The organism is Scleromatobacter humisilvae, assembly GCF_023231945.1.
Classification (GTDB): Bacteria; Pseudomonadota; Gammaproteobacteria; order Burkholderiales; family Burkholderiaceae_C; genus Scleromatobacter; species Scleromatobacter humisilvae.
Genome location: NZ_JAJLJH010000005.1, coordinates 206167 through 218445, shown reverse-complemented (window position 1 = coordinate 218445; position 12279 = coordinate 206167). Strand labels below are relative to the sequence as shown.

General features: G+C 70.1%; 13 protein-coding genes. 7 read left to right on the top strand and 6 right to left on the bottom strand.

From position 1 onward, the window contains the following. Positions 1-56 precede the first annotated feature (56 nt). From LPC04_RS18520 to LPC04_RS18510, 3 genes are read left to right on the top strand one after another with little or no spacing between them, the layout of a single operon-like run. The gene (locus tag LPC04_RS18520) at positions 57-980 is read left to right on the top strand and encodes a branched-chain amino acid transaminase (protein ID WP_275683743.1); all 924 of its coding nucleotides are present in this window, start codon (positions 57-59) and stop codon (positions 978-980) included. A gap of 33 nt (positions 981-1013) precedes the next feature. Further along, positions 1014-1223: a zinc-finger domain-containing protein gene (locus LPC04_RS18515; protein WP_275683742.1), complete on the top strand. Its 210-nt coding sequence runs from the start codon at positions 1014-1016 to the stop codon at positions 1221-1223. A 14-nt stretch (positions 1224-1237) separates the two neighbouring features. Next, on the top strand, positions 1238-2755 hold the full coding sequence (locus LPC04_RS18510) for a sensor histidine kinase (RefSeq protein WP_275683741.1): 1518 nt from the start codon (positions 1238-1240) through the stop codon (positions 2753-2755). A 10-nt stretch (positions 2756-2765) separates the two neighbouring features. On the opposite strand, the gene ybiB is transcribed toward LPC04_RS18510, so the two are convergent. The 3 genes from ybiB to LPC04_RS18495 form a co-directional block, all read right to left on the bottom strand. Further along, positions 2766-3704, bottom strand: a complete 939-nt coding sequence (ybiB, locus tag LPC04_RS18505; protein WP_275683740.1) for a DNA-binding protein YbiB — start codon at positions 3702-3704, stop codon at positions 2766-2768. Positions 3705-3925: 221 nt separating this feature from the next. After that, entirely contained in the window at positions 3926-4810 is an 885-nt protein-coding gene (locus LPC04_RS18500; protein WP_275683739.1) for a hypothetical protein, read from the bottom strand. Next, complete coding sequence (locus LPC04_RS18495) at positions 4807-6207, bottom strand: phospholipase D-like domain-containing protein (RefSeq protein WP_275683738.1); 1401 nt, start codon at positions 6205-6207, stop codon at positions 4807-4809. The genes LPC04_RS18500 and LPC04_RS18495 overlap by 4 nt, the downstream gene beginning before the upstream one ends. Positions 6208-6309: 102 nt before the next feature. Here LPC04_RS18495 and purU point away from each other — a divergent pair, with 102 nt between their 5' ends. The 4 genes from purU (at position 6310) to LPC04_RS18475 (ending at position 9367) form a co-directional block, all read left to right on the top strand. Next, the gene (gene purU / locus LPC04_RS18490) at positions 6310-7194 is read left to right on the top strand and encodes a formyltetrahydrofolate deformylase (RefSeq protein ID WP_275683825.1); all 885 of its coding nucleotides are present in this window, start codon (positions 6310-6312) and stop codon (positions 7192-7194) included. Positions 7195-7214: 20 nt separating this feature from the next. Continuing rightward, positions 7215-7664, top strand: coding sequence for a YybH family protein (locus LPC04_RS18485; RefSeq protein WP_275683737.1), 450 nt, complete (start codon positions 7215-7217; stop codon positions 7662-7664). An 83-nt stretch (positions 7665-7747) separates the two neighbouring features. Then, a complete protein-coding gene (locus LPC04_RS18480) occupies positions 7748-8758 on the top strand; it encodes a YheT family hydrolase (RefSeq protein WP_275683736.1) in 1011 nt (336 codons plus the stop codon). Positions 8759-8797: 39 nt separating this feature from the next. Continuing rightward, the gene (locus LPC04_RS18475; protein WP_275683735.1) at positions 8798-9367 is read left to right on the top strand and encodes a DUF2946 family protein; all 570 of its coding nucleotides are present in this window, start codon (positions 8798-8800) and stop codon (positions 9365-9367) included. 58 nt (positions 9368-9425) lie between these two features. Here LPC04_RS18475 and LPC04_RS18470 read toward each other — a convergent pair whose 3' ends face one another. The 3 genes from LPC04_RS18470 to LPC04_RS18460 all read right to left on the bottom strand — a co-directional run bounded on the left by LPC04_RS18470 (position 9426) and on the right by LPC04_RS18460 (position 12157). Continuing rightward, positions 9426-10004 carry a c-type cytochrome gene (locus LPC04_RS18470; RefSeq protein ID WP_275683734.1) on the bottom strand — a complete coding sequence of 193 codons (579 nt, stop codon included), beginning with the start codon at positions 10002-10004 and terminating at the stop codon, positions 9426-9428. Positions 10005-10224: 220 nt separating this feature from the next. After that, positions 10225-11100: a ferritin family protein gene (locus tag LPC04_RS18465; protein ID WP_275683733.1), complete on the bottom strand. Its 876-nt coding sequence runs from the start codon at positions 11098-11100 to the stop codon at positions 10225-10227. A 118-nt stretch (positions 11101-11218) separates the two neighbouring features. Continuing rightward, positions 11219-12157, bottom strand: a complete 939-nt coding sequence (locus LPC04_RS18460) for a MerR family transcriptional regulator (protein ID WP_275683732.1) — start codon at positions 12155-12157, stop codon at positions 11219-11221. Positions 12158-12279: the final 122 nt, after the last annotated feature.

Sequence of the window (12279 nt, the reverse complement as noted above, 5' to 3'; positions counted from 1 at the left end):
GAATCGGCCCAACGACCTTAGAATTCGGGTTTTCCCACTCTCTTCGAGGCAACCCCATGGGCATGGACGATCGCGACGGCAAGATCTGGATGGACGGCAAGCTCGTCGAGTGGCGCGACGCCAAGATCCACGTCCTGACCCACACGCTGCACTACGGCTGCGGCGCCTTCGAAGGGGTGCGCGCCTACAACACGGTCAACGGCCCGGCGATCTTCCGCCTGCGCGAGCACACCGAGCGCCTGTTCAACTCGGCCAAGATCCTGCGCATGAAGATCCCGTTCACGCCGGACGAGGTGATGAAGGCCCAGCTCGACGTCGTGCGCGAGAACAAGCTCGAGAGCTGCTACCTGCGCCCGCTCACGTGGATCGGCTCCGAGAAGCTGGGCGTCAGCCCCAAGGGCAACACGATCCACCTGATGGTCGCGGCCTGGGCCTGGGGCGCCTATCTCGGCGAGGAAGGCCTCAAGCGCGGCATCCGCGTCAAGACCTCGAGCTACACGCGCCACCACGTCAACATCACGATGACGCAGGCCAAGGCGGTGTCCAACTACTCGAACTCGATCCTCGCCAACACCGAGGCCGTCGACGACGGCTACGACGAGGCGCTGCTGCTCGACGCCAGCGGCTTCGTGTCGGAAGGCGCCGGCGAGAACATCTTCGTGATCAAGAACGGCGTCGTCTACACGCCCGACCTGTCGGCCGGCGCGCTCAACGGCATCACGCGCAACACCGTGTTCGCGATCTGCCAGGATCTCGGCCTGAAGCTGGTCGAGAAGCGCATCACGCGCGACGAGGTCTACATCGCCGACGAGGCCTTCTTCACCGGCACCGCCGCCGAAGTCACGCCGATCCGCGAACTCGACCGCATCGAGCTCGGCGCCGGCTCGCGCGGCCCGATCACCGAGAAGATCCAGACCGCGTTCTTCGACATCGTCAACGGCCGCAACCCGAAGTACGCCGAATGGCTGACCAAGGTCTGAGCGCATCCTCTCCCGAAATCGAAACAAGCACCCATGACCGATAAATCGTCCGCCGTCGTCGAAGTCACCGCCAGCGACCTGCAAGGCCCCGGCGTCGTCTTCTGCCCGAACCCGAAGATGCCGCTGTGGAGCACGCATCCCAAGGTCTACATCGACCTGAGCCACGAAGGCCGCGGCCGCTGCCCGTACTGCGGCACGACCTACCAGCTCGCCGCTGGCGTCAAGATCGCGGCCGGACACTGAGACCGGACGCCGGCATGTCCTCGCCGGCGCCCACGCTCGACCAGGTGCGCGCGCTGGCCTACGCCGCGCTGCTGGATCACGCGCGCCGCAGCGACCACGCGCACGCACTGGCGACGCTGATGCGCGCGCTGGCGTCGCTCACCGGCGCCGAACGCTGGCTCTGGCCGCAGCCGCCCGACGGCGACTTGTCGATGCCGCCGATCCACGCGCGCCCCCCCGTGCGCGGGTCCGTGCCGCCCGGCGCGGCCGAGACGGCCTGGTCCTGCAGCCACTCCGGCACGGTCGTCGGCGAGCTGCGCGTCCCGCTGCCCGACGGCCTGGGCATCGACGACTGGGGCGACCGCCTCATGCCGGCGCGCGACACCGCCGCCGCGCTGCTGGCCGGCCTGATCGAGCACGCCGGCCACGCGCTGCCCGGCTCGCTCGCGCTGCAACGCCGCGCGATGCACGAGGCCGGCACGTATGTGTGGGAGTGGGACCTGTCCACCGACGTGCTGGGCGACATCGACGAGGGCGAGCGCCTGCTCGGCTATCCGATGAACACGCTGGGCCACACGCAGGCCGACTGGGATCGCGTCATCCATCCCGACGACAAGGCGGCGGTCGACAAGGCCTTCGACGCGCACGTTCGCGGCGAGGAGCCGATGTATCGCGCGGTCTACCGGGCGCGCGCGGCCAACGACCAGTGGCGCTGGATCGAGGAGCGCGGCCGCATCGTCGAATGGGATCGACGCGGCCGGCCGACGCGCATGTTCGGCACGCAGACCGACGCCACGCTGCTGCGCGAACTCGAGCAGGCGCAGCGCGATCGCCTCGCCGCGGAGGCCGCCAACAGCGCCAAGACGATGTTCCTCTCGCGCATCAGCCACGAGCTGCGCACGCCGCTGAATGCGGTGCTGGGCTTCGCGCAGTTGCTCGACACCGACCCCGCGCTCGCCGCGATGCCCGCGCAGCGCCGCCAGGTGCGCATGATCCACGAGGCCGGCGACCACCTGCTCGCGATGATCGGCGACCTGCTCGACCTGTCGCTGGCCGAGGCCGCGCACCTGCCGATCCACCTGCAGGACGTCGCGCTGGCGCCGCTGCTCGAGTCCTGTGTCGCCTGGTGCCGGGCGCAGGCCGACAGCGCGCACGTCAGCGTCCACTGCGAGGATCCCGACGCCGGCGCCGCCCCCGAGCACGCGGCAGTCGTGCACGCCGATCCGACGCGCCTGCGCCAGGTGCTGACCAACCTGCTGAGCAACGCCGTCAAGTACAACCGCACCGGCGGCAGCGTGACGCTGCGCGCCCAGCCCGCGGACGACGAGTGGCACATCGAGGTGCAGGACACCGGCCACGGCATCAGTCCCGCCGACCGCGCGCGCCTGTTCCAGCCGTTCAACCGCCTCGGCCGCGAGGCCTCGGGCATCTCGGGCGCCGGGCTGGGCCTGGCGCTGTCGCAATCGCTGACGCAGTTGATGGGCGGCCGCATCACGGTGCAGAGCAAGCTCGGCGTCGGATCGATCTTCCGCGTCAGCCTGCCGGCGGCCTGAAGTCTCGTCGTCAGTCGCGCGCGGCGTCGGCCAGCGCGCGCAGGGCCATCATCTGCGTGGCGATCGGCGTGGGCAGCGGCCTGGCGCCGGACATCACGTCCGCGATGTAGGCCGCGGTCGACGCGGGGTCGATCGCGGGCGGCAGCTCCGGCACCGACACCAGCGAGCCGCCCTGCGCCTCCACCGACAGCGCCGGCTGCTCGACGCCATCGAGAAAGGCCGTCAGCCGCGGACAGCGCCGCGCGTCGGCCACCGGCTCGCCTTCGGTGCCGCGCATCAGCAGCGCCGTCGCCCGCGTGCGCGCGAGGAACTCGCCGAGGCTGGTCGCGTATTCGGGATGCGTGTGGTTGACGACGCGCACCGCCTGGCGCGCCGGCCCGAGCGCCGGCAGCAGCTTGGCCAGCGAGTGCGCCGGATTGCGCAGGCCGATCAGGCGCCGCAGCGCGAGCACGCGCGCGAGCGACGGATGCAGGTCGTCGGTGGCGATGAAGGCCGGCGCGCCGGCTGCCCAGCGCGCGGCCACGCCGGCGGCGTCGCGCACCGGCGGCAGGCCCAGCGCCTCGAACACCGCGGCCGTCGTGACGCGTCCGGGATCCTCCTCGAGGCCGTGCACCAGCACCGGCAGCCCCTCGCGGGCGAGCTGCAGCGCGAGCAGCGGCACGAGGTTGGGCAGCCGGCGCGCGCCGTTGTACGACGGCAGCACCACGGCGCCCGTCGCCGGCGGCGCGGGCAGCGGCAGCAGGCGCAGCGCGACGGCGTCCATGAAGCCGGCCAGCTCCTCGGGCGTCTCGCCCTTGATGCGCATCGCGATCGCGAATGCGCCGGCCTCGACGTCGCCCACCTCGCCATCGAGCAGGCGCGCCATCAGGTCGGCCGACTGCTCGCGCGTGAGCGAACGCGCGCCGTCCTTGCCGCGGCCGATCTCGCGCAGGTAGGGGGCGATGGTCATGCGGCGGACGCGCGGCATCGGCGCGAGCGGGGAGACGGGGCGTTGCGATCCATGACCGCATTCTGGCGCCACCGCGCAGGCTTCGCGCTTCGATCGAAGCGAGGCCTTGCCCGTGCGCGTCCTTCTCGTGCTGAGCTTGTCATGCGTCCTCGCCAGCGCCTGCCGTGCCGAGACGTCGCTCCGCGAGTCCGTCGAGGCGCTGCATGCGGATGCGGCCGCGCTCAGCGCTTGGCCTCTTCCCGCTTCATCACCAGATAGTCGTTCTTCTCCACCTCGTGCAACTGGCGCGGATATCGCTCGGTCGCGTCGAACCAGGTGTTGAGGCGTTGCTCGAGCTGCGACGGCGCCGGCGTGGCGACGTAGTCGTCGATCGCGAGGTAGTAGCGCATCGTGTTGCGCTCGACCAGCCCGCGCACGCCGCCGACGTAGGTGGGCTTGCCGTCGGCGTCCTTGCCGGAAACGCTGAAGCCGACCTTGTCCGCCCCGGCCGTCGACAGGTAGGCGTTCAACGCCACGCGCGCCGTGAAGCCGAAGCCGTAGGCGTAGCTCATGTGCAGCATCGTGTGGGCGGCGTCGAGCGGCGCGGCCTCGACGGCGATGCGGTAGTCCTTGGTGCCCAGCGGGCCGTCGCCGGACGTCAGCTCCGCCTTCAGGTAGTCGGGGCCGTCGCTCGCGAGCTTGTAGTCGAAGTGCAGCTTGTAGGCATCGTCGACCGGCTGGTCGTACTTGCGGCCCAGCGCCATGTCCAGCCCCGCGGGCTGCGCGTGGCACATCTTCACGTTGAGGTGCAGGATCAGGATGCCGCACCAGTTGTCGGTGCCCTGCAGCGCCTTCTGCACCATCGGGTACGGCTGGTCGACGCGCGCGTAGACCTCGCCCTCGAGGTGGTCGCCGGCCTGCGTCGACTGCAGCACCAGCGGGCGGCCGTAGGCGTTGTGCGCGAGCTTGTCCTGCAGCGATTCGAACTTCGCGTGAAGCGCCGCGGCGTCCTGCGCCTGCGCGGCGCCCGTCGCCGCCAACAGCGCGCAGGCGACGAGCGTCGCCTGCAGAAGGCGGTTCGCCGCATGACCGCGCCGAGCGAGCGTGAAGGGTTGTTCGAAACTCATAGCCAATACTCCCACATCCCGGCGCTCCATTCCTGCAGCCGGGGGAACAATCCGCGACTCTGCCATTTGTCCAAGGTCAGCTGCTGCGACTGCGCGAGGTCGTTGGCGAACGCGGCGCGCATCTGGTCGCCGAACGCTGGGCTCAGCACGATGGCGTCGATCTCGTCGTTGTGCAGGAAGCTGCGCCAGTCCAGGTTGGTCGACCCCACCGCGCACCAGACGCCGTCGATCAGCGTGGTCTTCGAATGCAGCAGCGCGCCCTGGCGCTCGTAGATCTTCACGCCGGCCTCCAGCAGCTCGCCGTAGTGGCGCCGGCCCGCGGCGCTCACGAGCCAGGTGTCGCTGACGCTGGGCAGCAGCAGCTGCACGTCGACACCGCGCTTGGCAGCATCCTTGATCGCGCCCATCAGCTGCGGGTCGGGGTCGAAGTAGGCGTTGGCCAGCAGGATCGACGTCGACGAACTGCGGACCGCCGATAGCAGCGTCGCGTAGATCTGGCTGTAGGGCTCGGTGGACGTGCCGCCGATCGCGCGCACGACGACGTCGCCCTGGCGCTCGACCTGCGGGAAGTAGTCCGCGCTCGCCATCGCCTTGCCCTTCTGGCGTGCCCAGGTGTCCATGAACAGCTTCTGGAAGTCGGCGACGACGGGGCCGTCGATCTGCAGGTCGGTGTCGCGCCAGGGCACCTTCTGGCCGTGGCCCGGTTCGTACTTCGTGTGCTGGCGGAACGAGCCGCCCGAATAGACGCTGCTGATGTTGATGCCGCCGACGAAGGCGGTGCGGCCGTCGACGATCGTGAGCTTGCGGTGGTCGCGCGAGTTGACGTCCCAGCCGGCCTTCGCCTTGAGCGGATCGATCGGGTTGAACTGCAGCGTGTTGACGCCGTGCGCGGCGAGGTCTTCGAAGTAGGCCTTGGGCGTGTCGATCGAGCCGACGCTGTCGTAGACCAGGTTGACGACCACGCCGCGCGCGACCGCCGCCTTGAGCTCGGTGGCGAAGCGGCGACCGACCTCGTCGTCCTCGATGATGTAGCTCTCCATGTCGATGGAGTTCTTCGCGCCGGCCATCGCGGCGTACAGCGCCTGGTAGGTGGACGGGCCGTCCTGCAGCAGCGTGACGCGGTTGCCGGCGGACAGCGGCGAGCCGACGATCTCCTGCTCGTACGCGAGGTGGCGCTGGAAGATGTCGGTGTCCTGACCCGCGGCCTGCAGGCGGGCGAGCACGCGCTTCTGCGCGTCGGGCGACAGCGGGCCGTGGGCGCCGTCGATCCGCACGCCGCCCGTTCCCGCGGCCTCCGCGGTGTCCGGCGCGATCGTGGGAAGCGAGCTGCAGGCCGCGAGCAGCGCGAACGAGCAGGCGCTGGCGGCGCGGGACAACAGCGGACGGACGGGGGGCATCTGGGATCTTCTTGTGAGTGTGCGGATGGCGAAGGCCAGTTTGGCAACCCACGTGCCCAGCAGTGGCGAGGGCTACTTACAATGCGGCGAATGCAGGCAAACATCACGCGCGAGCGCGAATTCATCCTCCGGCTGTCGTGCCGCGACACCAAGGGCATCGTGCACGCCGTCTCGGGGCTGCTGTTCCAGGCCGGCTGCAACATCATCGACTCGCAGCAGTTCGGCGACCTGATCGGCCCCGGCGCCACCGGCCGCTTCTTCATGCGCGTGCACTTCGAGGCGCCGCCGCAGCTGGCCGACGTCGCGACGCTGAACCGGATGCTGTCCAACGTGACGCAGCAGTTCGAGATGGATTCGCAGCTGCATTCGCTGGCGCGCCGCCCGCGCGTGCTGCTGATGGTGAGCCAGCACGGGCACTGCCTGAACGACCTGCTGTTTCGCTGGCACTCGGGGCAGCTGGACGTCGACATCCCGGCCATCGTCTCCAACCACACGGCCTTCGCCGAACTGGCCGCGAGCTACGGCCTGCCGTTCCACCACCTGCCGCTCGCGCCGGGCGCCAGCGCGCAGGCCAAGCGCGAGCAGGAGCAGGCGGTGCAGGCGATCGTCGACCAGGAAGCGGTCGACCTGGTGGTGCTCGCGCGCTACATGCAGATCCTGTCGCCCGAGCTGTGCGGCGTGCTCGAGAACCGCGCCATCAACATCCACCACAGCTTCCTGCCCAGCTTCAAGGGCGCGAAGCCGTACTACCAGGCGCACGACCGCGGCGTGAAGCTGATAGGCGCCACCGCGCACTACGTGACGGCCGACCTCGACGAAGGCCCGATCATCGAGCAGGACGTCGAGCGCGTCGACCACACGCTGACGCCCGAGGACATCACCGCCATCGGCCGCGACGTCGAATGCGTCGTCCTCGCGCGCGCCGTGCGCTGGCACGTGGAACATCGCGTGCTTCGCAACGGCCGCAAGACCGTGGTGTTCAACTGAACCGAGCAGGACTCCGACGCATGCCCCATCCGAAAGCCCGCGCGGCCGCGCTGCACGCCTCGCCCGAGGACTGCGAAGCCCAGTTCTACGACGCCCTGCGCGACGGCGACCTGGAACGCGTGATGGCCGTCTGGGCCGACGACGACGAGATCGTCTGCGTGCACCCCGGCGGCACCCGCGTGGTCGGCCCGCAGGCCGTGCGCGCCGCGTTCGAGTCCGTCTTCGCGGGCGGCCACATCGCGGTGCACCCCGAGCACGTCAAGCAGGTGCACGCGATGGGCTGCGCGGTGCACAGCGTGCTCGAGCGCATCGACGTGGTCACCGTCGACGGGCCGCAGACCGGCTGGATCGTCGCGACCAACGTCTACCTGAAGACGAGCCAGGGCTGGCGCATGGTCGCCCACCACGCGAGCCCGGGCGCGCCGGACGAGATCCCCGAGATCATCGACCTGCCTTCCGTCCTTCACTGACATTTCCCTGAATGCTGTTGGGCACATGGATTGCTCGAGCGCCCTCAAGTCACTATCCTCGAGCAATCCAGATGGCCGCCGTCATGTCTTCCCACAGCACCTTCTCGCACCGCGCGCCTTGGTGGCTGCCGGGCGGGCACCTGCAAACGATCTGGCCGTCGCTGTTCTCGCGCGCGACCACCGGCGAGGCGCCGCGCTTCCGGCGCGAACGCTGGACGACGCCCGATGACGATTTCATCGACGTCGACTTCCTCGTCGATCCGCCCGACATCAGCGCCGCCGACGCTGCCGCGCGCCCGCTGCTGATCCTGTTCCACGGCCTCGAGGGCTCGTCCAGGAGCGGCTACGCCAAGGCCTTCGCCTGCCTGGCGCGCGACCAGGGCTGGTCGTACGCGGTGCCCCACTTCCGCGGCTGCTCGGGCGAGCTCAACCTGGCCCCGCGCGCCTATCACTCGGGCGATTACGAAGAGGTCGAGTGGATCCTGCACCGCATGGCGGAACGCCGCGGCGGGCCGGTGCTGGCCGTGGGCATCTCTCTCGGCGGCAACATGCTGCTGCGCTGGGCCGAGGAGTCGGGCACGCAGGCCGCCCGGAAGGTGCACGCCGTGGCGGCCGTGTGCTCGCCGGTCGACCTGGCCGCCGGCGGCCACGCGATCGGCCGCGGCTTCGGGCTCTACACCTACACGCGCATGTTCCTCGGCACGATGAAGCCCAAGGCACTCGCCAAGCTGCGCCAGCATCCGGGCCTGTTCGACGAGCGCAAGCTGCTCGCCGCGCGCAACCTGTACGAGTTCGACAACGTCTTCACCGCGCCGCTGCACGGCTTCCGCGACACCGAGGACTACTGGAAGCGGGCCTCGGCCAAGCCCAGGCTGAGCGACATCCGCGTGCCCGCGCTGGTGCTCAACGCGCTCAACGATCCGTTCATCCCGGCGGAGTCGCTGCCGAAGCAGTCCGAAGTCGGCGAGCACGTCACGCTGTGGCAGCCTCGGCACGGCGGCCACGTCGGCTTCGCAGGCGGCGCCTTGCCGCCCGGCAACATGCTGAAGATGCCCACCTCGGTGTTCGGCTGGCTCAAGAGCCACAATCACTGAGCTGCCCGCGGCGGGCGACACGAACCTCGAGGAGCCGGCATGGACGACATGGTGCGCGCCGCACTGAAGAAATGGCCCAACGTGCCGGCCTGCACGGGCTGGCTGGCGCTCGACGCCCGCGGCGACTGGTACATGCGCGACGACCGCACGCAGGCCGCCGGCGCCTTCCCGCTCGCCAAGGGCAGTCGCATCGAGCATCGCCAGCTGCGCGAGTTCATCGAGCGCAACTACGAAGGCACGCCCGAGGGCGCGTGGTACTTCCAGAACGGCCCGCAGCGCGTCTACGTCGAACTGGAGGCGGCGCCGCACGTGTGGCGCCTGATCGCGCACGCCGGCGCGGCGCCGGAGGTGCGCTCGCACACGGGCGAGGCGGCGGCGGTGGAGTCGGCCTGGGTCGACGAGCAGGGACGGCTGTTCCTGGCCACCGATGCCGGCTTCGGGATCGTGCACACGCAGGACATGGAAGCCGCCGCCGACGCCGTCGACGCCGGCCTGTGGGCGCCGCAGCCGCTGGACTTCGCCGCGATGCCCGCGCGCTTCGGCTTCTGCCTGAGCCCGGCCGCGCTGTGGGACGGGCATCCGCCGCGCGAGACCGCACACCCGGCCTGAGTCGCGGCGCCAAAGCAAAAGCCGCCCGCGGGCGGCTTTTTCAATGGGCCGGCGCGGCTTACTTCGACGCAGCCGAAGCAGGCGCCGCGTCCGAAGCCGCGCCCGACGCCGCCGAGGCGGCCGGTGCGGCCGGCGCCGCGGGCTCGGCGAGCTTGCCGCCACCATGGTTGGCCATGTAGACGACCGCGCGGCCGACTTCGTAGTCGCTGAAGTCGCCGCCGCCTTGCGCCGGCATGTTGCCCTTGCCGTGCAGCGCCGAGGTCAGCAGCGCGTCGTAGCCCTTGGCCACGCGCGGGCCCCAGGCGGCAGCGTCGCCGAACTTGGGCGCGCCGAGAAGGCCGGCGGTGTGGCAGGTGGTGCACTGGGCCTCGAACACCTGCTGGCCGGTCTTGGGGATGACGACGGCGCTGGCGTCGAACACGGCGTCGCTGGCGACCGGCGCGATGCGCGCGGCGACCGCGGAGGCGGCGAAGACGTCGGAGCCCGGAGACTTCTTGTTGTCGAGCGTCACGAACTGCGTGAGCATGATGATCACGATGACGGGGACGATGATCGCGGCGGCGACCACGGTGATCAGCTGCTTCGGCGTCTTGATGCCGGATTCGTGTTCTTCTTCGTGATGTTGCTCTTCGCTCATGGATTCCTCGGGGCGCGGGCTGCAGGAAGGACCGTCGATGCGAAGCGTGCGTCCCTTGCGTGCACCTTCGCGTCGTCAAACAAAAGCCGCGCGATTATAGGTTCCGCTCTCTCGCGAATCGGGTCGCCGCACCGCTCGGGTGCCCCGGGACAAACCCCCGGTGCACCAAGCAAAACGCCCGGCTCGAAGGACCGGGCGTTTGCGAAGAGAGCACTGGAGATCAGGCCGCCTGCGGATCGGGCGCGGCCGGCGGGGCGACGCGCGCCGCGACCAGCGCCGTCACTTCCTTGCGATAGCGATTGAGTTCCTGCACCGACACGAAGCTGCGTTCGAGCAGCAGGCTCATGTTGTGGAGGATGCGCTCGACGACCTTGTTCTCCCACACGGCGTCGAACTGGATCTGCTTGTCCAGCCAGCCCTCGAGCCACTGCGGATCGGGCACGCGGCTCTGGATCGTGTCGCGCGGGAACAGGTTGGCGTTGACGTGCAGGTTGGTCGGATGCAGCGCCTGCGCCGTGCGCCGCGCGCTGGCCATCAGCACGCCCACCTTCGTGAACGCGGCCTTGGCCTCGTTGCCGAAGCGCGCCAGCGCCTTCTTCATGTAGCGCAGGTAGGCGCCGCCGTGGCGGGCCTCGTCGCGCGCGAGCGTCTCGTAGATGTGCTTGATCACCGGCTCGGTGTGCCACTGCGCGGCGCGGCGATACCAGTGGTTGAGGCGGATCTCGCCGCAGAAGTGCAGCATCAGCGTCTCGAGGGCCGGCGCCGGGTCGAACTCGAAGCGCACTGCGTGCAGTTCCTCCTCGGTCGGCACCAGCTCGGGGCGGAAGCGGCGCAGGTACTCCATCAGCACCAGCGAGTGCTTCTGCTCCTCGAAGAACCAGACGCTCATGAAGGCGCAGAAGTCGCTGTCATCGCGGTTGTCGCGCAGGAACATCTCGGTGGCCGGCAATGCCGACCACTCGGTGATCGCGTTCATCTTGATCGTGGTGGCCTGCTCGTCGGTCAGTTGCGACGCGTCGAAGGAGTCCCAGGGGATGTCCTTGTCCATGTCCCAACGGACGGCTTCGAGTTGTTTGAATAGTTCGGGATACAGCATGCTGACGTCAGCCTCCTGGCCCCATTTTAGACGGTACCAGCGTTGATTAGTGCGACAAACCGCGGAGGATACCGAATGAGTCTCGGTCGCCGGCCGGAACAGCCCTCAGCAAATGCGGTCAATCGGCCGTCGGGCTGGAAAGGTGTCGCCAGTCGGCAACCGCCTCGGAGATGTCTACGAGCTGGCTCATGACCCGGATGCCGGCAATCCGCAAGCCTCGCAGGGCCGGCGAGCCGCCGCCGGCCCAGATTTCCACGCTCGCGGGCAGCCGGGCGCGCAGCTCGGCCAGCGCCGGCAGCGCCTGCGCGGCGGGGAGGCTCGCGGAGAAGCTCAGCGCGACGACGTCGATGCGATGCGCCTGGGCGGCGGCGACGATGTCGGCCAGCGGCGTCTGCGTGCCCAGCGACAGGCAGCGGCAGGCCTGCAGCGTCATCAGCGCCTCGGCCATCAGCAGGCCCAGGCCGTGGGCCTCGCCCGGCACGGTCGTCAGGAGCAGGCGCGGCCCGCGCAGCTCGAGGCCGGCCTGGAACGGCACCAGCGCGCTGCGCAGCACCGACTGCACGGCCTCGCTGTAGAGATGCTCCTCGTAGACGGCGATGCGGCCGTCGACCCAGGCCTCGCCGATCGCCACGGTCAGCGGAGCGACACCGTCGATGACGAACGACGCCAACCCCGTGCGCGCCAGGCCCAGCGTGAGCCAGTGGCGCAGCGCCTCGGCGCCGCCAGCGCGCAGCGCGGCGAGGCCCTCGGCGATGTCGAGCGGCGGCGCCTCGCCGGGCCCGGGCGCGCGCGCGCGCGGCGCGGGCGCGAGGCCGGCCAGCAGCGCGTCGAGTTCGGCGTCCGGCATCGAGAGAAGGCGCCCGGGCCGCTGTCCGGCCAGCAGCGCGCGCCGGATCAGCACGAGGCGGTCGACCAGCGCGCGCGGGTAGCCACGCGCGCCGGCGGCGTCGCGCCGCGGCACCGGAAAGCCGTAGCGGCGTTCCCAGGCGCGCAGCGTGTCCTTGCCGAGTCCGGTCTCGCGCTCGACGGCGGCGATCGACAGCAGAGGCTCATCCATGCGGCGCTGGGGCAGCTCGACCGATGAATCCGAAGAGGGAGGCACAGACGTAACCATGGCATGCGAGCCGCGACATTCACATTCGTCCAAACAGACCGCGGAGGAGATTCGACGGTGTGCTA

What these genes read in the sequence shown, in the direction of transcription:
- LPC04_RS18485 (WP_275683737.1), top strand. Translation starts at nt 7,215, where the DNA reads ATGCCCCATCCGAAAGCCCGCGCGGCCGCGCTGCACGCCTCGCCCGAG.
- LPC04_RS18480 (WP_275683736.1), top strand. Translation starts at nt 7,748, where the DNA reads ATGTCTTCCCACAGCACCTTCTCGCACCGCGCGCCTTGGTGGCTGCCG.
- LPC04_RS18475 (WP_275683735.1), top strand. Translation starts at nt 8,798, where the DNA reads ATGGACGACATGGTGCGCGCCGCACTGAAGAAATGGCCCAACGTGCCG.
- LPC04_RS18460 (WP_275683732.1), bottom strand. Translation starts at nt 12,157, where the DNA reads ATGGATGAGCCTCTGCTGTCGATCGCCGCCGTCGAGCGCGAGACCGGA.
- LPC04_RS18520 (WP_275683743.1), top strand. Translation starts at nt 57, where the DNA reads ATGGGCATGGACGATCGCGACGGCAAGATCTGGATGGACGGCAAGCTC.
- ybiB (WP_275683740.1), bottom strand. Translation starts at nt 3,704, where the DNA reads ATGACCATCGCCCCCTACCTGCGCGAGATCGGCCGCGGCAAGGACGGC.
- LPC04_RS18510 (WP_275683741.1), top strand. Translation starts at nt 1,238, where the DNA reads ATGTCCTCGCCGGCGCCCACGCTCGACCAGGTGCGCGCGCTGGCCTAC.
- LPC04_RS18515 (WP_275683742.1), top strand. Translation starts at nt 1,014, where the DNA reads ATGACCGATAAATCGTCCGCCGTCGTCGAAGTCACCGCCAGCGACCTG.
- LPC04_RS18495 (WP_275683738.1), bottom strand. Translation starts at nt 6,207, where the DNA reads ATGCCCCCCGTCCGTCCGCTGTTGTCCCGCGCCGCCAGCGCCTGCTCG.
- LPC04_RS18500 (WP_275683739.1), bottom strand. Translation starts at nt 4,810, where the DNA reads ATGAGTTTCGAACAACCCTTCACGCTCGCTCGGCGCGGTCATGCGGCG.
- LPC04_RS18470 (WP_275683734.1), bottom strand. Translation starts at nt 10,004, where the DNA reads ATGAGCGAAGAGCAACATCACGAAGAAGAACACGAATCCGGCATCAAG.
- LPC04_RS18465 (WP_275683733.1), bottom strand. Translation starts at nt 11,100, where the DNA reads ATGCTGTATCCCGAACTATTCAAACAACTCGAAGCCGTCCGTTGGGAC.